Source organism: Stenotrophomonas lacuserhaii (genome assembly GCF_039674585.1).
GTDB lineage: Bacteria > Pseudomonadota > Gammaproteobacteria > Xanthomonadales > Xanthomonadaceae > Stenotrophomonas > Stenotrophomonas pennii_A.
Map to the genome: position 1 here is coordinate 77,507 of NZ_JBDJNU010000007.1, position 22,528 is coordinate 100,034.

General features: G+C 67.6%; 15 protein-coding genes, 3 tRNA genes and 1 pseudogene. 10 read left to right on the plus strand and 9 right to left on the minus strand.

The window, feature by feature from the left end:
* The first annotated feature begins 22 nt into the window (after positions 1-22).
* The 3 genes from ABE522_RS04700 to ABE522_RS04710 are packed head-to-tail and all read left to right on the plus strand — an operon-like array spanning position 23 to position 4,676.
* Positions 23-1,267: an efflux RND transporter periplasmic adaptor subunit gene (locus tag ABE522_RS04700; RefSeq protein WP_346590720.1), complete on the plus strand. Its 1,245-nt coding sequence runs from the start codon at positions 23-25 to the stop codon at positions 1,265-1,267.
* Complete coding sequence (locus ABE522_RS04705) at positions 1,264-3,231, plus strand: MacB family efflux pump subunit (protein ID WP_346590721.1); 1,968 nt, start codon at positions 1,264-1,266, stop codon at positions 3,229-3,231. The genes ABE522_RS04700 and ABE522_RS04705 overlap by 4 nt, the downstream gene beginning before the upstream one ends.
* 8 nt (positions 3,232-3,239) lie before the next feature.
* Positions 3,240-4,676 carry an efflux transporter outer membrane subunit gene (locus ABE522_RS04710; RefSeq protein ID WP_346590722.1) on the plus strand — a complete coding sequence of 479 codons (1,437 nt, stop codon included), beginning with the start codon at positions 3,240-3,242 and terminating at the stop codon, positions 4,674-4,676.
* A 316-nt stretch (positions 4,677-4,992) separates the two neighbouring features.
* Here the strand turns inward: ABE522_RS04710 and rlmB are convergent, their stop codons facing one another.
* From rlmB to rnr, 3 genes are all read right to left on the minus strand, one after another.
* On the minus strand, positions 4,993-5,739 hold the full coding sequence (gene rlmB / locus ABE522_RS04715; protein WP_101099975.1) for a 23S rRNA (guanosine(2251)-2'-O)-methyltransferase RlmB: 747 nt from the start codon (positions 5,737-5,739) through the stop codon (positions 4,993-4,995).
* Between the two features lie 63 nt (positions 5,740-5,802).
* On the minus strand, positions 5,803-6,285 hold the full coding sequence (locus tag ABE522_RS04720; RefSeq protein WP_182655411.1) for a GFA family protein: 483 nt from the start codon (positions 6,283-6,285) through the stop codon (positions 5,803-5,805).
* Positions 6,286-6,342: 57 nt separating this feature from the next.
* Positions 6,343-8,814 (minus strand): ribonuclease R, encoded by a 2,472-nt coding sequence (rnr, locus tag ABE522_RS04725; protein WP_346590723.1) that lies wholly within the window; start codon positions 8,812-8,814, stop codon positions 6,343-6,345.
* 128 nt (positions 8,815-8,942) lie between these two features.
* Here rnr and ABE522_RS04730 point away from each other — a divergent pair.
* Positions 8,943-9,029: transfer RNA gene (locus ABE522_RS04730), tRNA-Leu, on the plus strand.
* 107 nt (positions 9,030-9,136) lie between these two features.
* A tRNA-Leu gene (locus ABE522_RS04735) sits at positions 9,137-9,223 on the plus strand.
* Between the two features lie 44 nt (positions 9,224-9,267).
* On the opposite strand, the gene ABE522_RS04740 is transcribed toward ABE522_RS04735, so the two are convergent.
* Positions 9,268-10,017, minus strand: coding sequence for a sulfite exporter TauE/SafE family protein (locus ABE522_RS04740; protein WP_346590724.1), 750 nt, complete (start codon positions 10,015-10,017; stop codon positions 9,268-9,270).
* Between the two features lie 89 nt (positions 10,018-10,106).
* On the opposite strand from ABE522_RS04740, the gene ABE522_RS04745 reads away from it, so the two are divergent.
* Complete coding sequence (locus ABE522_RS04745; protein WP_346590725.1) at positions 10,107-11,003, plus strand: LysR family transcriptional regulator; 897 nt, start codon at positions 10,107-10,109, stop codon at positions 11,001-11,003.
* A gap of 75 nt (positions 11,004-11,078) precedes the next feature.
* A tRNA-Leu gene (locus ABE522_RS04750) sits at positions 11,079-11,165 on the plus strand.
* 121 nt (positions 11,166-11,286) lie between these two features.
* Here ABE522_RS04750 and ABE522_RS04755 read toward each other — a convergent pair.
* From ABE522_RS04755 to ABE522_RS04770, 4 genes and pseudogenes are all read right to left on the minus strand, one after another.
* Positions 11,287-12,870, minus strand: coding sequence for a DHA2 family efflux MFS transporter permease subunit (locus ABE522_RS04755; RefSeq protein WP_101099970.1), 1,584 nt, complete (start codon positions 12,868-12,870; stop codon positions 11,287-11,289).
* Between the two features lie 96 nt (positions 12,871-12,966).
* A pseudogene (locus tag ABE522_RS04760) lies at positions 12,967-14,130 on the minus strand (multidrug transporter); the annotation flags it as partial.
* Between the two features lie 11 nt (positions 14,131-14,141).
* On the minus strand, positions 14,142-15,635 hold the full coding sequence (locus tag ABE522_RS04765; protein ID WP_346590726.1) for an efflux transporter outer membrane subunit: 1,494 nt from the start codon (positions 15,633-15,635) through the stop codon (positions 14,142-14,144).
* Complete coding sequence (locus ABE522_RS04770; RefSeq protein ID WP_042615348.1) at positions 15,632-16,075, minus strand: MarR family winged helix-turn-helix transcriptional regulator; 444 nt, start codon at positions 16,073-16,075, stop codon at positions 15,632-15,634. The genes ABE522_RS04765 and ABE522_RS04770 overlap by 4 nt, the downstream gene beginning before the upstream one ends.
* A 164-nt stretch (positions 16,076-16,239) precedes the next feature.
* Here ABE522_RS04770 and ABE522_RS04775 point away from each other — a divergent pair, with 164 nt between their 5' ends.
* Both ABE522_RS04775 and parC read left to right on the plus strand, forming a co-directional pair.
* A complete protein-coding gene (locus tag ABE522_RS04775; protein ID WP_346590727.1) occupies positions 16,240-17,124 on the plus strand; it encodes an AraC family transcriptional regulator in 885 nt (294 codons plus the stop codon).
* Positions 17,125-17,182: 58 nt separating this feature from the next.
* On the plus strand, positions 17,183-19,426 hold the full coding sequence (gene parC / locus ABE522_RS04780; protein WP_346590728.1) for a DNA topoisomerase IV subunit A: 2,244 nt from the start codon (positions 17,183-17,185) through the stop codon (positions 19,424-19,426).
* Positions 19,427-19,544: 118 nt separating this feature from the next.
* Here the strand turns inward: parC and bfr are convergent, their stop codons facing one another.
* The gene (bfr, locus tag ABE522_RS04785) at positions 19,545-20,033 is read right to left on the minus strand and encodes a bacterioferritin (RefSeq protein ID WP_346590729.1); all 489 of its coding nucleotides are present in this window, start codon (positions 20,031-20,033) and stop codon (positions 19,545-19,547) included.
* A gap of 152 nt (positions 20,034-20,185) precedes the next feature.
* Here bfr and ABE522_RS04790 point away from each other — a divergent pair, with 152 nt between their 5' ends.
* Positions 20,186-22,495 (plus strand): penicillin acylase family protein, encoded by a 2,310-nt coding sequence (locus ABE522_RS04790; protein WP_346590730.1) that lies wholly within the window; start codon positions 20,186-20,188, stop codon positions 22,493-22,495.
* The last annotated feature ends 33 nt before the right edge of the window (positions 22,496-22,528 follow it).

The following is a 22,528-nucleotide window of genomic DNA, read 5'->3' on the forward strand; positions in this document are numbered from 1 at the left end:
GGCCTGCCGAGTACACCCCATCGTGAATTTCCGTCTGCTGCCCAGGACCCGCCGCGGTCGCCTGTTGCTGTCACTGCTGGTCATCGTGCTGCTGGCGGCCATTGCCTGGTGGTCGCTGCGCAAGCCCGCCGCGCCGGCGCTGGCCACCTCCCCGGTGACCCGCGCCGACGTGGAGCAGACCGTGGACGCCACCGGGGTCATCGATGCCTACCGGCTGGTCAGCGTCGGCGCGCAGGCCTCCGGCCAGGTGCGCTCGCTGAAGGTCCAGCTCGGTGACACGGTGAAGGAAGGCGACCTGATCGCCGAGATCGACGCCACCACCCAGCAGAACACCGTGCTCAAGGCCGAAGCCACCCTGCAGCAGCAGCGCGCGCAGTTGGCGGTGCAGCAGGCCAGCCTGCGCCAGGCCGAACTGGACTTCGCCCGCCAGCAGCAGATGCTCGCCGCCGAAGCCACTTCGCGGCAGGAATACGACGCCGCCGAAGCCGCGCTGAAGACCGCCCGCGCGCAGATCCAGGCCAACCAGGCGCAGATCAAGGGCAGCGAAACCGAAGTCGCCACCGCACGGGCCGACCTGGCCTACACCCGCATCACCGCGCCGATGGATGGCACGGTGGTGGCGGTGGTCACCGAAGAAGGCCGCACCGTGAATGCCAACCAGACCGCACCGACCATCGTGATGCTGGCGCGGCTGGACCTGGTGACGGTCAATGCGGAGATCTCCGAAGCCGACGTGGTGAAGATCAAGCCGGGCATGCCGGTCTACTTCACCACGCTGGGCGAACCGGACCGCAGGTACCATGCCACGCTGCGCCAGGTGAATCCGGCGCCGGCGTCGATCGCCAGCGAAAGCTCGTCCAGTTCAAGCAGTTCATCCAGTTCGAGCTCCAGCACGGCGGTCTACTACAACGCGCTGTTCGACGTTGAAAACCCCGATGGCACCCTTCGCATCGACATGACCGCCCAGGTATCGGTGCTGCTGAAGCAGGCCAAGGACGCGTTGACGGTGCCATCGGTCGCGCTGGGACCGAAGACCCGTGATGGCCAGCAGATGGTGCGCGTGGTCGGCGAAGACGGCCAGCCGCAGCCGCGCCGGGTCAAGGTCGGCATCAACAACGGCGCCAACGTGGAGATCCTGTCCGGGCTGGTCGAAGGCGAGCGCGTGGTGGTCGGCGAAGGCGGCACGGCCAGCGCCTCGGCCTCGTCCAACCGTGCCCCCGGCATGCGCATGGGCCCGGGCATGGGCGGCGGCGGGCCACGCCGATGAGCACGCCGGCCGCTTCCACCGTGCTGCTGCGGCTGCGCGACCTGCGCCGCGAATTCCCGGCCGGCGAAGACACCATCGCCGTGCTGCGCGACGTCAACCTGGACATCCATGCCGGTGAGATGGTCGCCATCGTCGGCCAGTCCGGCTCCGGCAAGTCGACGCTGATGAACATCCTGGGCTGCCTGGACCGCCCTACCCGCGGCAGTTACCAGGTGGCCGGCCGCGAGACCGGTCGCATGGGCCCGGATGAACTGGCGGAACTGCGCCGCGAACATTTCGGCTTCATCTTCCAGCGCTACCACCTGCTCGGCGACCTGGACGCGCGTGGCAACGTGGAAGTGCCGGCCATCTATGCCGGCAACCCGAGCGAACAGCGCAGCGCGCGTGCGGTGCAGCTGCTGCAACGCCTGGGGCTGGGTGATCGCATGCAGCACAAGCCGGGACAGTTGTCCGGTGGCCAGCAGCAGCGCGTGTCCATCGCGCGTGCGCTGATGAACGGCGGCGAGGTGATCCTGGCCGACGAACCCACCGGCGCCCTGGATACGCGTTCCGGCGAAGAGGTGATGGGGATCCTGGGCGAACTGCATGCCGAAGGCCACACCATCATCATCGTGACCCACGACATGAGCGTGGCCGAGCACGCCCAGCGCATCATCGAAATCCGCGACGGCGAGATCATCGCCGACCGCATCAACGAGAGGGCGCCGGCCTACCGTGCGCAGCGCGCGCCGAGCATCGATGCCGGCAAGGGCAACAGCTGGCGTGCAGCCCGCGACCGCTTCACCGAAGCCTTCCGCATGGCCCTGCTGGCGATGAACGCGCACCGCCTGCGCACCTTCCTGACCATGCTCGGCATCATCATCGGCATCGCCTCGGTGGTGTCGGTGGTGGCGCTGGGCAACGGCTCGCAGCAGCAGATCCTGCAGAACATCAGTTCGCTCGGCACCAACACCATCGATGTCTATCCGGGTCGTGGCTTCGGTGACATGCGTTCGGCGCGGGTGCAGACGCTCAAGGCCAGTGACGCCGATGCGTTGTCCCGGCAGAGCTACGTGGACAGTGCTACGCCCAGTGTTTCCACTTCGGTGACCGCACGCTACCGCAACCTGTCGGCCACCGCGTCGGTGAGCGGCGTGGGCGAGCAGTTCTTCCGGGTGAAAGGGGTCAGCCTGGTCAGTGGCAGCTTCTTTGATACCGACGCGGTGAAGTCACTGGCACAGGTCGCGATGATCGACGAAAACACCAAGGCCCAGTTCTTCCCGGACAGCGACCCGATCGGCCAGGTGATCCTGCTCGGCAACGTGCCGGCACGCGTGGTCGGCGTGGCGAAGCGGCAGAGCTTCGGCTTTGGCGGCAGCACCAGCCTGGGTGTCTGGGTGCCGCACACCACGGCGATGTCGCGCATGCTGGGCCAGAACCATGTGTCCAGCATCACCGTACGGGTGAAGGACGATACGCCGATGGATGCCGCCCAGGCGGCGATCACCAACGTGCTGACGATGCGCCACGGCACCGAGGACTTCTTCCTGAGCAACAGCGCGGAAATCCGCGAGACCATCGAGCAGACCACCCGCACGATGACCCTGCTGATCGGGGCGATTGCCGCCATTGCGCTGCTGGTCGGCGGCATCGGAGTGATGAACATCATGCTGGTGTCGGTGACCGAACGCACCCGCGAGATCGGCGTGCGCATGGCCGTGGGGGCGCGCCAAAGTGACATCCGCCAGCAGTTCCTGATCGAAGCGGTGCTGGTCTGCCTGCTGGGCGGGCTGATCGGCGTCAGCCTCGCGCTGGCGCTGGGCTGGGCGTTCGGGCGGTTCTCCAACGACTTCCAGATGGTGTTCTCCACCGGGTCCATCATTGCTGCCTTTGCTTGTTCCACCCTGATCGGCGTGGCTTTCGGCTTCCTGCCCGCGCGCAGTGCCGCGCAGCTGGATCCGGTCGACGCGCTGGCCCGCGAATGAGGATCCCCATGACCCGTTCCTACTCGATGCCTTCGCGCCTGCTGCTGGCCGGATCGCTGCTCGCCGCGCTGGCCGGCTGCGCCACGGCAGGCCGCTACCCGGTGCAGGACGCCGCCGTTCCCGCCCGCTATGGCAGCCACAGCGCCGGCCTGGGCGCGGCCCATGCAGCACCGCAGAGCGGACTGGACCAGCCTCGTCCGGATGTACGCGCCGATGCCTGGTGGACCGGCTTCGGTGATGCCGGGCTGGACCGTCTGGTCAGCCGCGTACTGGACGCGAACAACGACCTCGCCGTGGCCGGGCTGAACGTGCAACGGGCCCGCCTGCAGGCTGGCCTCGCGCGCAATGCGCTGTGGCCGGATCCGTCCCTGTCCGGCATCAGCACCAGCACGGCGCGGCCGATCGACCGCAGTGCGGACTGGCAGCGTACGGGCGATTACAGCACCGGCGTTTCGCTGCAGTGGGAAGTGGACCTGTGGGGCAGGCTGCGCACCCAGCGTGACATCGCGGTGTGGTCGGCGCAGGCCAGCGAGGAAGACCGGCAGAACACCGCGCTGATCGCCATCGGCGATGCGGTCAACTACTACTGGAACCTCGCTTATCTGAACCAGTCCATCGCCGCCGGTGCGGAAGACCTCGCGCGCCTGCAGCGCACCCTGGAGCTGGTGCAGGCAAGGCTGGACGCCGGCGCGGCATCGGGCATGGAAGTGCGCCAGGCCCGGCAGAGCCTTGAAGCCCAACGTGCGGGGCAATCCGCGCTGGAACAGCAGCGGGTGGAGGCGCGCAACGCGCTGACCGTGCTGCTGGATGGCCAGCCGTGGCCGCAGGCGGAGGAACCGCAGCGCCTGGCTGGTGCCAGCAGCCCGTCGCTGCAGGCCGGCCTGCCAGCCGAGCTGCTGGCGCGCCGGCCGGACCTGCGCGCGGCCGAACTGCGCCTGCGCAACAGCCTCAAGCAGATCCACGTGACGGCCACCAGCTACTACCCGACGCTGAGCCTGAACGGCGGCATCGGCACCAGCGGTCCGAGCCTGGGCGATGTGCTGCGCAACCCGGTGGCTACACTGGGCGCCGGACTTGCCCTGCCCTTCCTCAACCTGCAGCGTGCGCAGCTGGACACCGATGTGGCCGGCACGGACTACCAGATCGCCGCCACCACGTTCCGCAAGACGCTGTATACCGCGCTTTCCGAAGTGGACAACGCGCTGTCCGCACGTGACCAGCTGGCCATCCAGGTGGCCGCATCGCAAGCCTCGTTCAACGAGGCGGTGGCAGTGGAGCGGGCCGAAGAAGTGCGTTACCGGGTCGGTGCGACCGACCTGCGCGATTGGCTGCTGGCGCAGCAGACCCGGCGCCAGGCCGAGCTGTCCCTGGCGCGCGTGCGGCAGACCCAGCTGGCCAACGACGTGACGCTGTTCAAGGCGCTGGGGGGCAGCGCAGCCCGGTAATGACGGCCGCTGGCCGTCCTCCTGACGCCGGTAGTGACGGCCGCTGGCCGTCAGGCTTTCCGCCTTCGTGGGTGACGACCCGCCCTGGTGGGTGACGACCGTTGGTCGTCACGCTGTTGCTCCATCACCGCTGCGCTCGCCGAGCATGGCTCGGCGCTACCCTCCTGATGCCGGTAGTGACGGCCGCTGGCCGTCAGGCTTTCCGCCCTGATGGGTGACGACCCGCCCTGGTGGGTGACGACCGTTGATCGTCACGCTGTTGCTCCATCACCGCTGCGCTCGCCGAGCATGGCTCGGCGCTACCGTGCGCGGCGGCTCAGCCGCGCTGGCGCACCACTTCAAACAGGCTCACGCCGGTGGCGACCGACACGTTCAGGCTTTCAATCTCGCCCGGCATCGGAATCTTGACCAGCCCATCGCAGTTCTCACGGGTCAGCCGGCGCAGGCCGTCCGCCTCGCCGCCCAGCACCAGCGCGATGTTGCCCTTCAGGTCCAGGTCGTACAGCGAGGCGGTCGCTTCACCGGCCAGGCCGTAGATCCACACGCCCTGCTTCTGCAGGTCCTTCAGGCAGCGCGACAGGTTGGTCACCGCGACCACCGGGATGCGGTCGGCGGCGCCGGCCGAAGTCTTGCGCACGGTGGCGTTCACCGTCGCCGATTTGTCCTTCGGAATGATCACCGCCGTGGCACCGGCAGCCGCCGCACTGCGCAGGCAGGCACCGAGGTTGTGCGGATCCTGCACTTCATCCAGCACCAGCAGCAGCGCCTTGCCCTCGGCAGCTTCCACCAGCGCTTCCAGCTCGTTTTCGTTGTAGGTGCGCGCAGCGGCATAGCGCGCGGCAACGCCCTGGTGGCGCACCGACCCACCGACACCGTCCAGCGCCTGGCTGTTCACCTTGCGCACATCGATGCCCTTGCGGCGGGCGTTTTCCTCGATCTCGACCAGCCGCGGGTTCTTCGCGCCTGCTTCGACCAGCACCTCGCGGACGTTCTCGGCATCGTTTTCGATGGAGGAAGCGACGGCGTTGACGCCGACAATCCACTGGCTGCTCTTGCTGCTCATGCTCGGCGTGACCGGTAAGGGGGGTGGGTATGGTAGAGCATCGGCCGCGCCGGCGCAGGCACCTCAGCGACTCTGCGGGGGCCAGTGCGGGGTGTCGTGGTCCGGATGCTGGTGGGAGACCAGCCGGGCCAGGAACTCCAGCGCCTCCACGTCCTGTTCGGTACGCGAGGACGGCAACGCGCCCAGCGCATCGATGAACGGCAGCCGCGCTTCCATGCCGTACTGGCGCACCGGCGGCAGCCGCGCAGGCTGGTCGAAGGCGCCGGCCGCGATGGCCATTCCATCCGGCGCTTCGTAGGTGAGCGGGGTTCCGCACTGGTTGCAGAAGCCGCGCCGCACCAGGTTGGACGACTGGAAGTGGCTGGGCTGGCCGCGGGTCCAGCTGAACTGCGCGCCGCGCACTGAAACCAACGGCGCGTAGTACGCACCGAACGCTTTCTGGCACATCCGGCAATGGCATATCGAGCTGTCCTTCAGCTCACCGCGGACTTCGAAGCGGACGGCGCCGCACTGGCAGCCGCCGCTGTGTTCGGGTTGGCCCTGCATGGTGTTCGCCTCCCTCTGCAGCGGACGCCGGGCAGGACCCGGCGCTACCGCGTCTTCTCAGTACTTCTTCTTGCTGCGCTTGGCCGGCTTGCCGTGCTCGGGCAAGGGTGCCGCGCGCGGCGCTTCTTCTTCCTCGCCCTTGTGCTCGACCAGGCGGAAGTCGATCTTGCGCTCTTCCATGCTCGCCTTCAGCACCAGCACGCGCACGCTGTCACCCAAGCGGTAGCTGGTGCCACGACGCTCGCCACCGAGTGTCTTGCGCACCGCGTCGAACTTGTAATAGTCATGCGGCAGCTGGGTGACATGCACCAGGCCCTGCACCTTGGAATCGGTCAGTTCGACGAACAGGCCGAAGCTGGTGACGCCGCTGATCACGCCTTCGAACTGGCCGCCGACGTGCTTTTCCATCCACGCGGCGCGGTAACGTTCGTCCACTTCGCGCTCGGCTTCATCGGCACGGCGCTCGCGTTCGGAACACTGCAGCGCCAGCGCGGCCATTTCGCGCGCGGTGTAGATGTACTTGTCCACGCGTGCACCGGTCAGCGCGTGCTTGATGGCACGGTGCACCAGCAGGTCGGGGTAACGACGGATCGGCGAGGTGAAGTGCGCGTACGCCTCCAGCGCCAGGCCGAAGTGACCGTTGTTGTCCGGGCTGTACACCGCCAGGCTCTGGCTGCGCAGCAGCACCGATTCCAGCAGCGCGGCATCGGGGCGATCGCGGATCTTCTTCAGCAGCCTGGTGTAGTCGCCCGGCACCACCTTCGACCACGGCGGCAGGCTCAGCTTGAACTCCTTCAGGAACTCCAGCAGGTCGGCGAACTTGGTCTCCGGCGGCTTTTCATGCACGCGATACGGTGCCGGCACGCCATGGCCGAGCAGGTAGCGCGCGGCCTCCACGTTGGCGGCGATCATGCATTCTTCGATCAGCTTGTGCGCGTCGTTGCGCACCAGCATGCCGGCCTGGGTGACCTCGCCGGTGTTGTCCAGCACGAAGCGCACTTCGCTGGATTCGAACTCGATCGCACCGCGCTTGCTGCGCGCCTTGGCCAGCACGTGGTACAGCTGGTACAGGCGTTCCACCTGCGGCAGCAGCGGACCGATCACCGCCTTGGCGCCGGCATCGTCCTCGCCGACCGCCTGCCACACCTGGGTGTAGGTCAGGCGCGCGTGCGAGTTCATCACCGCTTCGTAGAATTTCGAGCTGCTGACCTGGCCATCGCGGTCCACCTGCATATCGCAGACGAAGCACATGCGGTCGACCTTGGGCATCAGCGAGCAGATGCCGTTGGACAGCGTCTCCGGCAGCATCGGCACCACGAAGCCCGGGAAATACACCGAGGTGGCGCGCTTCTGCGCTTCGTCATCCAGCGGGGTGCCGGGGCGCACGTAGTTGGACACATCGGCGATCGCCACCACCAGCCGGAAGCCGTTGGCATTGGGTTCGCAGTAGACCGCGTCATCGAAGTCCTTGGCATCCTCGCCATCGATGGTGACCAGCGGGGTGCTGCGCAGGTCCACGCGGTTGCCGATCATCGCCGGTTCAACCACCAGCGGCACCGAGGCGGCTTCATCCAACACTTCCTGCGGGAACTCGAACGGCAGTTCGTGGCCGTGGATGGCCGTTTCCACCACCAGCGAAGCGGTCAGCTTGTCACCGAGCACCGCGATGATGCGGCCGATCGGCGGACGGCGGCTGTCCGGGGCCTGGGTCAGTTCGCACACCACCAGCTGGCCATCGCGCGCGCCGCCGGTGTGGTCCGGCGGTACCTGGACGTTGCGCTGGATGCGCTTGTCATCGGGCACCACGTAATTGATGCCCATCTCCACGCTGAAGCGGCCGATCAGGCGGGTCATGCCGCGCTCGAGCACGCGGGCGATGCTGCCCTCGCGGCGACCGCGGTGGTCGATGCCGGTCACGTTGGCCAGCACCTTGTCACCGTGCATGACCTTGCGCATTTCATACGGTGGCAGGAACAGGTCGTCGCCGCCTTCCACCGGGCGCAGGAAGCCGAAGCCTTCCGGATTGGCGATCACCACGCCGGTCACCAGGTTCAGCGCCTGGATCGGGGCGAAGCCACCGCGGCGGTTCTGCACCAGCTGGCCGTCTCGGACCATCGCACCCAGCCGGCGCGACAGCGCTTCGGCGCGATCCGGTGCGGTCAGGCCCAGGCGGGCACCGACTTCCTCGGCGGTCTGCGGCCCTTCGCAACGTTCCAGCAAGGCCAGGATGGCCTCGCGGCTGGCGATGGGCTGCTCATATTTTTCCGCTTCGCGCGCGGCATGCGGATCATCCACCGGTGCGCCCAAAGGCGGCAGCGGACGGCGCCCGCGCGGGCCGGACGGGGCCGGGCCGCGGCGGCCTGCGCCACGTGGCGCGGCAGCCGCACCGGCGTTTCCACCGGTCAGGGTTTCCGGCATCCACGGCGGCAGGCTCTTCTTCTTCGGGCCCTTCGGCGATCCGGCGGGGGCGCCCTGGGGCGGCGATGTGCGGGAGCTCTTCCCGCCCTTGCTTGGTTTTTTGGTGTTCATCGCCCTCCATGGTAGCCGCTGCGGGCGTGCAGAACGGGTCATGGCCCGGCGTAAATGAATGGCGCAGGCATTTTCAACAAAGTCGTTGACAAGTTCCGCTCACCTGTTCACAATCGCCCGCTCTGCAAGCCCAGATGGCGGAATTGGTAGACGCACTAGCTTCAGGTGCTAGCGGGGGCAACTTCGTGGAGGTTCGAGTCCTCTTCTGGGCACCAAAACAAACAACCCTCGCGCAAGCGGGGGTTTTTTGTTGGGCGCGATAAAACGCCTGAAAACAGGGTTGACAGCCTCTTCACGCCTCTGCATAATTCGCTCCCTCGATGCCCAGGTGGCGGAATTGGTAGACGCACTAGCTTCAGGTGCTAGCGGGGGCAACTTCGTGGAGGTTCGAGTCCTCTCCTGGGCACCATCGATAAAAAAAACCCCGCTGATGCGGGGTTTTTTTTTGCCGTCTCATCCGATCCACGGACGCACCACCAGCTCGATTCCCAGCAGCAGCAGGAAACCGAGGAAGCACAGCCGGAACGCGCGCGCGCTGATCCGCCCGCGGATCTTCTGCCCCAGCCACATTCCCGCCAGCGCTGGCATGATCGCCAGTGCGCTCAGCCCCAGCTGCTGCACACCGAACGCGCCGTGCACCAGCAGCCCGGTGGTCAGCGAGATCGTGGATACGGTGAACGCCAGGCCCAGCGCCTGCACCAGCTCATCGCGATCCAGCCCGAGCGATTGCAGGTACGGCACCGCCGGCATCACGAACACCCCGGTGGCGCCGGTGACCAGGCCGGATATCGCACCGACCAGCGGCGACAGCCAGCGCTCCTTTCGCGGCGGCACGCGGAAGGCCGGCGCGAACGCCGAGTACAGGGCATACACGATCAGCGCCACGCCCAGTGCCAGGCCGGACCAGCGCGCCTGCACCTGCACCAGCAGCGCCGCGCCGGCCACGGTGGCGACCACCACGCCCAGCATCATCGGCCACAGCCGGCGCACGATGCGCCCGATCGACGGCCCGGCCAGGATCTGCCACGCGTTGGTGACCAGCGTCGGCACGAACAGCATCGAGGCGGCGGCCACCGGTGAAAGCGCGCTGCCGAGCAGGCCCATCGCGACAGTCGGCAGGCCCATCCCGGTCACGCCCTTGACCACGCCGGCCAACACGAACACCACCACCAACAGGAAATAGAAGTAGAGCGAATCGTTCATTCCCTCATTAGGACCTGCCACCCGCCTGCGGCACAATGCGGCCTGGATGAGCGAGCCTTCGGCTGGGCCGAAGGCAGGGAGCAGCGGATATGCGAATGGACCTGGCCGACCTGCGCCTGTTCCTGATGGTGGTTGAAGCCGGCAGCATCACGGCAGGCGCCGAACGCGCGCACCTTGCACTGGCCTCGACCAGCGAACGGCTGCGCACGATGGAGGCCGAAGCGGGCATCGCCCTGCTGACCCGCCACCCGCGCGGGGTCACCACCACCGAGGCCGGCGAGACCCTTGCCCACCATGCACGGCTGATGCTGCGCCAGCAGTCGCTGCTGCGCGAAGAACTGCAGGAGTTCGCCAGCGGTGCGCGTGGCACCCTGCACCTGTATGCCAACACCGGCGCACTCACCACCTTCCTGCCGGGCCGGCTGGCGCCCTGGATGGCCGCGCGACCGCGCCTGCACGTGGACCTGAAGGAACGCACCAGCAAGGAGATCGTCCGCGCGGTACGCGGCGGACAGGCCGAGGCCGGTATCACCTCCAATGCGGTGGACAGCGCCCCGCTGCAGCTGCAGCCGGTGGCCGATGATCCGCTGCTGCTGATCGTGCCGCCCGACCACCGCCTCGCGGCCCGCACCTCGATCCGCTTCGCCGAGGTACTGGGCGATACCTTCGTCGCCCTCGCCGATGGCAACGCGCTGCAGCAACACATCGAAGACAACGCGCGCACGCTCGGCCGCAGCCTGTCACCGCGCATCCGCATGAAGACCTTCGAAGGCGTGTGCGAGATGGTCGGCCACGGTATCGGCATCGGCATCGTGCCGCGCTCGATCTGCCGGCAGCATCGGCGCCGCTACGGCTTCCACGCCATCGCGCTGGAAGATGCCTGGGCGCGCCGCCAGCTGAGCCTGTGCTTCGTCCGCTGGAACGGCCTTTCACGCTCGATGCAGAGCCTGCTGCTGCACCTCGGCGGGCACGCCGTGGAGGACTGACGAGGTGGCGTCATCGGAATGCAGGAATAGTGTTGACACGAATTAATTCGTTGCCCATAATTCTCCTCCTGAGTCGCCCAGGTGGCGGAATTGGTAGACGCACTAGCTTCAGGTGCTAGCGGGGGCAACTTCGTGGAGGTTCGAGTCCTCTCCTGGGCACCACGACTCGGAAATGATCAAACCCGCGCAAGCGGGTTTTTTCATGCCTGGCGTTCGGCATTGATGGCGCCCCCCATGCAAAAAAAAAAAACGCCGAGCAACGCTCGGCGTTTTCGATTGCGGATCAGTGCCCGCCGGCGGCCGCCGCACTTCCCGCGCCTGCGCCGAACGGCGGCTTGGCCAACCACAGGAACGCGATGATGGCCAGGAAGATCCAGCCCAGCAGGAAGAAGATGTCGTTGAACCCCATCTGCGATGCCTGATGGTTGATCATCGTATTGAGCGCCGCCGCGCCATGCTGCAGGTCGCCCTGCCCCATCGCGGTCACCTGCTCCTGGATGCCCGGCTGGTACACCGATATGTGCTCGGTGATGTCGGCGTGGTGCACCTGGGTGCGCCGTGACCACAGCCAGGTGGTCAACGAAGCCGCGAAGCTGCCGCCCAGCGTGCGCAGGAAGGTGGCCAGGCCGGAGCCGGCGGCGATCTCGCGCCCGTCCAGGTCGGACAACAGGATCTGCAGCACCGGCATGAAGAACAGCGCCACGCCGACGCCCATCAACAACTGCACGCCGGCCACGTGCTGGAAGTCCACCTGCAGGTTGAACCCGGAACGCAGGAAGCTGGTGAAGGACAGGAACACGAACGCCACCGAGGCCAGCATGCGCATGTCGAAGCGCGACGCGTACTTGCCCACGAAGGGGGTCATGATGACCGGCAGGATGCCGATCGGCGCGGTGGCCAGGCCGGCCCAGATCGCCGTATAGCCCATGTCACGCTGCAGCCATTGCGGGATCAGCAGCGACACGCTGAAGAACGCCGCGTAGGCCACCACCATCGCCATCGTGCCTGCACGGAAGTTGCGATGGCGGAACAGGCGCAGGTCGACGATGGGGTCCTTGTCGGTCAGTTCCCAGATCAGGAACACCGCCAGCGCGACCACCGAAACGCAGGACAGCGCGACGATCATCGGCGAACTGAACCAGTCTTCGTCGTTGCCCAGATCGAGCACCAGCTGCAGCGCGCCGACCCCGATCACCAGGGTGACCAGGCCGACGTAATCCATCTTCGGCTTTTCGATCTGCTCCGGGCGGCCCTTCATCTGGCTGCCCACCACCAATGCGGCGAAGATGCCCAGCGGCACGTTGATCAGGAAGATCCATTCCCAACTGTAGTTGTCGGTGATCCAACCCCCAAGGATCGGCCCGCAGATCGGCGCCACCACGGTGATCATCGCCAGCAGCGCGAGCGCCTGTCCGCGCTTCTCACGCGGGTAGATCGACACCAGCAGCGACTGGGTGATGGGATACATCGGGCCGGCGACGAAGCCCTGCAACGCGCGCGATACCACCAGCATGCCCATGCTCTGGGCCAGCCCGCACAGCAGCGAGGCGATGGTGAAGGCCAGCGTGGCCCACACGAACAGCTTGGTCTCGCCGACCCGGCGGCTGAGCCAGCCGGTCAGCGGCAGCGCGATGGCGGTGCTGACCGCGAACGAGGTGATCACCCAGGTCGCCTGCTGCGAGCTGGCGCCCAGGTTGCCGGCGATGGTCGGCAGGGACACGTTGGCGATGGTGGTGTCCAGCACCTGCATGAACGAGGCCATCGCCAGGCCGGCGGTGCACAGGGCGATGTTGGGCGGCAGGAAACCGGTCGCCGGGGCGGCCGGCGGTCCCGGCGTACCGGGCACGGCAGGGGCTTGGGAGGACATGGAAACTCAGCCTGCCTTGGAGACGTGGGGCGGCGTGGTCGGCTGCTGGCCCACCGCGGCGGTCGCCTTCGGGCCGGCCGCTGCGGCCGCGTCGGCGCGTTGCGGCAGGTTGCCCTGGATGATGCTGTGGATCGCATCATCGGCATCGTGCATCTGCTTGGAATACACATCGGTGTCGAACACCGAACCGGTGGCGACCTGGCTGGGCAGCACTTCGCCCTTCTGGTCGCGCAGGCTCACTTCGGCCTTCATCGACAGGCCGATGCGCAGCGGGTGTTCGGCCAGTTGCCTGGCATCGATGGCGATGCGCACCGGCACGCGCTGGACGATCTTGATCCAGTTGCCGCTGGCATTCTGCGCCGGCAGCAGCGAGAACGCCGAACCGGTGCCCATCCCCAAGCTGGTCAGGTGGCCGGTATAGCGCACGTCGCCGCCGTACAGGTCCGAACGCAGCTCCACTTCCTGGCCCAGGCGCATGTGCCGCAACTGGGTTTCCTTGAAGTTGGCTTCCACCCACATCTGCTCGGTCGGCACCACCGCCATCAGCGCATTGCCCGGCTGCACGCGCTGGCCCACCTGCACCGAACGACGCGCAACGTAGCCGCTGACCGGCGAAACGATGCCGGCACGCGCATTGTTGAGCCACGCCTGGCGCAGCTGCGCCGCGGCGGCCTGCACGTCCGGCTGGGTGGCGATCACGGTGTCATCCACCAATGCCCGGCTGCGCTCGAAGGTCTCGCGCGAACCGGCCACGGCTGCTTCGGCAGCGGCCAGTTCATCGCGCGCATGCGCCAGCTCTTCATTGGAAATGGCGCCGGTGGCAGCCAGGTCCTTGCGGCGTGCGAAGTCATCACGGGCGCGTTTCAGGGTGACCTGGCGGGCGTTGAGCTCGGCCTGCGCACCTTCCACGCTGCGGTACAGACCGCGTACCTGGCGCACGGTACCGGCCAGCTTGGCTTCGGCCTGCTGCAGGGCGACTTCGGTATCGGACGGATCCAGCTGCACCAGCACCTGGCCACGCTCCACGCGCATGCCGTCGTCGGCCGCGATGCCAACCACCGTGCCGGTGATCATCGAGGTGATCTGCACCTGGTTGCCACCGACATAGGCATCGTCGGTTTCTTCGAACCAGCGGCCGAACATGAAGTACCACAGCGCGGCCGCGGCGATCAGCAGCAGCACGATGACAAGCAGTCCGCGCAGCAGCTTGCCGCGGCGGCTGGGAGCGGCGGGGGCCGCGGAGTTGGGAGTCTGGCTCATGGGAGGCTTCTTCAGGAATGCGAGGAATCGGAAAGGGAGGCGGCGCGGCGGCCGTCGTCGGCGGAGGGCTCGAAGCCCCCGCCCAGCGCCTGGCTGAGGCGCACCGAGGACAGCACCTGCTGCGACTGCAGCCCAGCCAACCGCTGCTGTGCCTGCAACAAGGTGGACTGCGCGGTCAGCACGTCGAGATAGCCGCCGATGCCGGCGCGGTAGCGTTGTTCGGCCAGGCCATGCGCGGCGCGCGCGGTATCCACCGCCTGCTGCTGCGACTGCGACTGCTGTTGCAGCGAGCGCATGGCGTTGACCTGGTCGGCGACCTCGTGCAGCGCGTCCACCAGCCGCTGGTTGTAGGTGGCCACCGCCAGATCGTAGTCGGCGTCCTTGCTGTCCAGTCCCGCGCGCAGGCGGCCGCCGTCGAAGATCGGCAGGCTCAGCGCAGGGCCGATGTAGGCGAAGGTGGAGCTGCTCTGCAGCAGGTCGCCAACGTTCGGGGCGACCACCCCGGCCAGCGCGGTGAGGTTGAGGCTGGGGTAGAACTTCGCCTTGGCTGCATCGATCTGCTTGCCGGCCGCTTCCACCCGCCAGCGCGCCGCCACGATGTCCGGACGACGGCCCAGCAGCGCGCTGGGCAGCACGCCCGGCAGCTGCAGCGCCATCGGATCAAGCGCATGGGGCCGTTCGATCCGCAGGCCACGATCCGGCCCCTGCCCGACCAGCGCAGCCAAAGCGGTACGGCCTTCGTCGATCTGCTGCTGGGCGGCCTGCAACTGCTGCTGCGCCGCCGGCACGCGGGATTCCGCCTGGCGCACCTGCAGGTCGCTGTCGATGCCGGCCGCGCGACGCTGGCGGGTCAGCTGCAATGCCTTCTGCGAGCGCGCCAGCTCTTCGGCCGCCACGTCGTGCAGTTGCCACGCATAGGCCAGCCCGGCATAGGCCTGGGTGATGTTGGCCGACAGGTTCAGTCGAGCGGCCTGCGCATCGATGGCCGCCGCGTGGGCGCTGTCCACCGCCGCTTCCCAGGTCGCGCGCTTGCCGCCCCACAGGTCCACGCCGTAGCTGAAATTGAACGCGACCTGCCCGCTGCCGGCGTAATGGCCACCGGTCTCCTCGCCGAGCATCGACTCGGGCAGGCGCAGGCCGGTGTAACCACCGGAAACAGACAGGTTCGGCAACTGGTCGGCGCGTGCACCGCCAACCTGCGAACGGGCCTGGCGCAGGCGTGCGTCAGCCGCTTCCAGGCTGGGGTGGCTGGCCAGGCCTTCGCTGATCAGGGCATCCAGCTGCGGGTCGCCCAGCGCGGTCCACCAGTCGCGCGCGGGGAAACCGGCCGCACCCAGCGAGGCATCGGCCAGCGTGCGCTCGCTGTGCAGGGAATCGACATCGCGCAGCGCGCCGTGCGGCTGCAGGCCACGGCTGCTGGCGCACGCTGCCAGGGCCAGCGCGAGGCCGGCAAGCAGCAACGGCCGGCCGTGCCGCCATTTGGAAGAGAAAGTGATGGGAGTCATGGGGTCGCCAGGGAGTCGCGGATTCGGGTCAACAAGGAGAGCAGCTGCGCGCGTTCGTCGGCGCTGAGCTCACGGGAGGCATAATCGATCACGTCCTCGCCACGTTTCTGCAGCCGCAGCCACAGCGCGCGGCCTTCTTCGGTCAGTACGATCTGCAGCGCGCGCCGGTCCTGCGCATGCGCTTCGCGGCGAACACAGCCCAGCGCCTCAAGCTTGTCCAGCAGGCGGGTCACCGCGCTGGGCACCTGGTCGATGGCCTTGGCCAGTTCGTTGGCGGTGCACGGCGCCATCCGCGCGAGCACTTTCAGGCCGATGTAATGGGTGAAGTTGAGGCCAAGGTCTTCTTCGGCCATCGACGCATCAAGCTGGCGGACCAGGCCGTCGCGCACCTGGCGCAACAGCAGCCCGAAGCTGGGGGGTGAGTCGGAGGGACAGATCATGGGGTAGCATTCTCTTCCAGAAAATATATTTCTCAATGGAAATATTTCGATCTGGCTGGGAATGCTGTGTTGCAGCAATGGCGTGATCGGCAGGCCGCCACGTTAATAGCAGGCGCCGTTGGCCCGGTAGTACAATCCAGCCAATGAATGACACTTTTCAGCCAATGTCGCCCACCCTTATCCGCCAAGGCCCCGACCTCGAGGCGGGCCGGCAGGTCCTGCGCGAGAGTGCGCTGGAATGGTTCGAACGCGAGGATGGGCTGCCGGTGGTGGGCTTCCGCATCGACAGCCCGACCGGCCTGGCCAACGAGGTGGACTGGCACACCCACGGCCGTGCCCAGCTGATCTGCGTGGAAAGTGGCCTGCTGACCACCCGCACCCGCCACGGGACCTGGTCGCTGGCGCCTGGATCGGCCGGCTGGATGCCCGCCGCCGAACCGCACACGGTGGCCATCGATGGACCGCTGCGCGGCTGGGGCATGGTGCTGGCGCCGGCGCTGTGCCATGACCTGCCCACCGACCCCTGCGTGATCGGCATTTCCCCGTTGCTGCACGCGGTGGCGCTGCGGGTCTGCGACTGGCCGGCCGCCAACGCCGCCAGCGCGCGCCAGCAGCACCTGATCGAGGTACTGCTGGACGAGATCCGCGCCGCCCCGCGCCAGCGCATGCACCTGCCGATGCCGCGCGACCGGCGCCTGCTGAAGATCGCCTCGCAGCTGCTGGCCGAACCGGCCGACGACCGCAGCCTGGCGCAGTGGGCGGCCTGGGCTGGCCTGTCGACCCGTTCGCTGACCCGCCATTTCCGCGAAGAAACCACGCTCAGCTTCGCCCACTGGCGCCAGCAGGCGCGCCTGGCCGAGGCGCTGCGCCAGCTCAGCGAGGGCCGCGCGGTGGCCGATATCGCCCACGCACTGGGCTTCAGCAGCTCCAGCGCCTTCGTCACCGTGTTCCGCCGCCACTTCGGGGTGCCACCGGGACGCTATCTGGCCCGGGCCGCGCACGGACTGGATCCACCGCGCGGCTTGGCTTCTCCGGCCGCATCCGGATAATCAACGCATTGCGAGGGCGACGGCCGTCGCCGCCTCCGAACACAGGTAACAACCCCGCATGACCGATCTTGCCCGCCCCGTCTTCCACGGCTTCGAACAACTGCCGCTGCGCGAGTATGCCGAGCGCGCCTACCTCGACTACTCGATGTACGTCGTGCTGGACCGTGCGCTGCCTTTCCTCGGCGACGGCCTCAAGCCGGTGCAGCGCCGCATCATCTATGCGATGAGCGAGCTGGGGCTCAACGCTGCCTCCAAGCCGAAGAAGTCCGCCCGCACCGTCGGCGACGTCATCGGTAAGTACCACCCGCATGGTGACAGCGCCTGCTACGAAGCACTGGTGCTGATGGCGCAGCCGTTTTCGTACCGCTATCCGCTGATCGAAGGCCAGGGCAACTTCGGTTCCAGCGACGACCCGAAATCCTTCGCGGCGATGCGCTACACCGAATCCAAGCTGACCCCGATCGCCGAAGTGCTGCTGGGCGAACTGGGCCACGGCACCACCGACTGGACGCCGAACTTCGACGGCACGATGCAGGAGCCGACCTGGATGCCGGCGCGGTTGCCGCACCTGCTGCTCAACGGCACCACCGGCATCGCCGTGGGCATGGCCACCGACGTGCCGCCGCACAACCTCAACGAGATCGTCAGCGCCCTGCTGCACCTGCTGGAAGATCCCGATGCCAGCGTGCGCGACCTGTGCGAACACGTGAAGGGCCCGGACTATCCGTCCAACGCGGAGATCATCACCCCGGCCGCCGACCTGCTGCACATGTACGAGACCGGCCATGGCAGCGTCCGCGCGCGTGCGACGTTCTTCAAGGAAAACGGCAACGTGGTGGTCAACGCCCTGCCCTTCCAGGTATCGCCGTCGAAGGTGATCGAGCAGATCGCCGCGCAGATGCGCGCCAAGAAGCTGCCGTGGATCGAGGACGTGCGCGATGAATCCGACCATGCCAACCCGGTGCGGGTGGTGCTGGTGCCGCGCTCCAACCGGGTCGACGCCGACCAGCTGATGGGGCACCTGTTCGCCACCACGGACATGGAACGCAGCTACCGGGTCAACCTCAACGTGATCGGCCTGGATGGCCGCCCGCAGGTCAAGAACCTCAAGACCCTGCTGAGCGAATGGCTGGCGTTCCGCAGCAGCACCGTGACCCGCCGCCTGCAGCATCGCCTGCAGAAGGTGGAGCGTCGCCTGCACCTGTTGGAAGGCCTGCTGGTCGCCTTCCTCAACCTGGACGAGGTGATCCACATCATCCGTACCGAAGACGAGCCGAAGGCCGCGTTGATCGCGCGCTTCGGCCTGTCCGACGACCAGGCCGAGTACATCCTGGAAACCAAGCTGAAGCAGCTGGCCCGCCTGGAAGAAATGAAGATCCGCGGCGAGCAGGATGAGCTGGCCAATGAACGCGACAGGATCCTCGGCATCCTGGACAGCAAGGCCAAGCTGAAGAAGCTGATCAAGGACGAACTGACCGCCGATGCGAAGAAATTCGGCGACGCGCGTCGTTCGCCGCTGGTGCAGCGCACTGCCGCCCAGGCCATCGACGAAACCGAGCTGGTGCCCAGCGAGCCGATGACCGTGGTGCTGTCGGAGAAGGGCTGGATCCGCGCGGCCAAGGGCCACGACGTGGATGCGTCGTCGCTGAATTACCGCGATGGCGACAGCATGCTGGCTTCGGTGCGCGCGCGCAGTACCCAGCAGGTCGCCTTCCTGGACAGCGAGGGCCGCGCGTATTCCACGCCGGTGCACACGCTGCCGTCGGCACGCGGCAACGGTGAACCGCTTACCGGCCGCTTCTCGCCGGCCCCGGGCACCAGCTTCGTCACCCTGGCCAGTGCCGAGCCGAACGGCCGCTTCGTGCTGGCCTCCACCCATGGTTATGGCTTCGTCACCCGCTTCGAGAACCTGATCGGCCGCAACAAGGCCGGCAAGGCGATGCTCAACCTGGCATCGGGCTCGTCGGTGCTGCAGCCGGCGCTGGTGGCCAACGTGGATACCGACCGCATCGTGGCGGTGACCAGTTCGGGCAACCTGCTGGCGATCGCCGCCAGCGACCTGCCGGAACTGGACAAGGGCAAGGGCAACAAGATCATCGAAATCCCCAAGGCCAAGCTGGCCACCGAACGGGTGGTGGCGGTGGTGGCGATCAGCCCCGGCCAGACCCTGCAGGTCCGCAGCGGCCAGCGCACCATGGGCCTGAAGTTCAGCGAGCTGGACACCTACCTGGGTTCGCGCGCCACGCGTGGCCACCTGCTGCCGCGCGGTTGGCAGAAGGTGGAAGGGCTGTCGGTGGAATGAGGGCGGTAGCGCCGGGCCCAGCCCGGCGCCCCACAACACCAGGGATCGAACAATAAAAAGCCCGGGGCCTCCCCCGCATTTTGGTTGCTGGCTGGCGCGAGGGTGGCTGGCTGCGAGGTCAGTGCGCGGCAGCGCCCTTTCCGTCGATCTTGCTCAGCTGGTACAGCTCCAGGCCGATGCGCTGGATCAAACCGAGCTGCTGCTCAAGCCACCAGGCGTGGTCTTCTTCGGTGTCCTTCAACTGCACCAGCAACATGTCACGGCTGACATAGTCGCCGTTGGCTTCGCACAGCTTCATGCCGGCGGCCAGGCTGTTGCGCACCGCATATTCGGTGTCCAGGTCCTTGCGCAGCATCTCTTCCACGGTCTTGCCGGGTTCGAAGGCGTGCGCGCGCATGTCCGGGTCGCCGCCCAGGAACAGGATCCGGCGCAGCAGCGCATCGGCGTGCTGGGTTTCTTCTTCCATTTCGTGGTTCAGGCGTTCATACAGCGCGAACAGGCCCTGGTCCTCGTAACGGCGGGAATGGATGAAGTACTGGTCGCGGGCAGCAAGCTCGCCGCGCAGCAGTTCTTTCAGGCAGGCGATGACGTCCGGATTGCCTTTCATGGGGGATGCTCCTTTGACTCGATGGCGCCATGGTGCCCTATCCGGAAATCCCGTGATCTAATCGGAATCAATCGCAGTCGCGTCACGTCTGCGATCTGCCACACCGGCTGGCTACACTCGGCCCCACCCTCCACCCTGCAAGGAAGCGTCCCATGCGTCGATGGTTGTTGCGGCTGTTCTGGCTGCTGCTGGTACTGGCCCTGGGACTCGGCCTGATGGCCTGGTGGTTGCTGCGCGGCAGCCTTGCGCCGCTGGACGGCGAGCAGGTCCTCGGTGGCCTGCAGGCCCCGGTGACCGTCAGCCGCGACGGCCTGGGCGTGGTCACCATCGAAGGCGCCAGCCAGCGCGATGTGATGCGCGCCCTGGGCCAGGTGCACGCACAGGAACGCGGTTTCGAGATGGACCTGATGCGCCGCAGTGCCGCTGGCGAGCTGTCCGCGCTGTTCGGCCCAGCTGCGCTGGAGGTTGACAAACGCATGCGCGTGCATCGCCTGCGCCATCGCGCATCGAAAGAACCGGTAAGTGCCGAACTGCAGGCTTACGTGGAAGGCGTGAATGCAGGAATCGCCAGCCTGCGCGTGCGGCCCTGGCCTTACCTGCTGCTGCGCCAGCAGCCCGCGCCGTGGCAGGCCGCCGACAGCCTGCTGACCGGCTATGCGATGTATGCCGACCTGCAGGATCCATCCAACCAGAGCGAGTTGGCGTACAGCCGCCTGCGTGCGGTGGTGCCGCCGGCGCTGTATGCGCTGCTGAGCCACGATGGCAGCAGTTGGGACGCGCCGTTGATGGGCGGGCCGCGTGGCGATGCGGTGCTGCCCGGCGCCGATGTGCTGGACCTGCGTGGCCAGCCTGCCGCACCTGCCGCTGCCGTGGCGGATGCGGATGTCAAAGGCAGCAACAACTTCGCCGTCGGCGCGGCGCTGACCGCCGATGGCCGCGCGATCCTCGCCGACGACATGCACCTGGGCCTGCGCGCACCGAACATCTGGTTCCGCGTGCGCCTGCGCTACCCCGATCCGCAGGCGCCCGGTGGGCAGGTCGACGTGAGTGGATTTTCGCTGCCTGGCCTGCCGGCGGTCATCGTCGGCAGCAACGGACACGTGGCGTGGGGCTTCACCAACAGCTACATCGACACCGCCGATTTCCAGCCGGTGCCGGCCGGCACGAAGCTTACCGAGTACCACGAAAAGATCGAGGTGGCCGGTGCCCCGCCGGTGGATTTCACCGTGCGCGAGAGCGCATGGGGGCCGCTGCTGCACCAGCGCGCCGATGGCAGCGGCGACGCGCTGCGCTGGGTTGCCCACCAGCCCGGTGCGGTCAGCCTGGCACTGACCGAGCTGGCGCGCGTCGCCGATCTAGACCAGGCATTGCAGGTCGCCGACCGCACCCGCATCCCGGCGCAGAACCTGCTGCTGGCCGACAGCAACGGGCGCATCGGCTGGCGTGTGCTCGGTGCGCGCCCGGACCGTAGTGCCGGCTGCGCGCCCACCGACATGCGCACCACCGCGGCCGATGGCTGCCCGGCATGGGGCATCCGCAGTGACGCGGCGCCCTCGCTGATCGACCCGCCAAGCCACCGCCTGTGGACCGCCAACGGACGTGTGATGGACGGCGAAGCACTGGCTGTCGCCGGTGACGGCGGTTACGACCTCGGCGCGCGCGGGGCGCAGATCCGGGATGCACTGCAGGCCAACGAACGCTTCAGCGAAGCGGACCTGCTGGCGATCCAGCTGGATGACCGCGCGCTGTTCCTGCAACGCTGGTGGCACCTGCTGCGCCAGGTGGTGGTGGGCTCCAGTGACCCGCAACTGCAGCGGCTGGAGGCCGTCACGCGCAGCTGGGAGGGCCATGCGTCGGTGGACTCGGTGAGCTATCGGGTGGTGCGTGGTTTCCGCGGGATGCTGCTGGACGAAGTGTCCGGTGCGATGCTGGCACCGGCGAAACAAGCGCTGGGCGACGACTGGCTGGAACCGCGGCTGGCACAGTTCGAAGGCGTGCTGTGGCCGCTGGTCGACCAGCGCCCGCCGCACCTGCTGCCGCCTGGCCACGCAAGCTGGGACGCGCTGCTGGCCGACACCGCCAAGCGCCTGGAAGCGGACCTGACCGCGCAGGGGCCGCTGGCCGAGCGCAGCTGGGGTGAGCGCAATACCGCTGCGATCTGCCACCCGATCAGCCGTGCCCTGCCCACCTTCGCAGAACGCTGGCTGTGCATGCCGGCCGAGCCGCTGCCCGGTGACAACAACATGCCACGCGTGCAGGGGCCGGGCTTCGGCGCTTCGCAGCGGATGGTGGTGTCCCCCGGCCACGAGGCCGAGGGCATCATCCACATGCCGGGCGGCCAGAGCGGCCACCCGTTGTCACCGTTCTGGGCGGCCGGCCACGAGGATTACGTGCACGGGCGGCCGACCCCGTTCCTGCCCGGTCCCAGCCGGCACACGCTGACCCTGCGGCCCGCCCGCTGACGTCCCGACGCGCCTGATTCATCCATGGCCGTC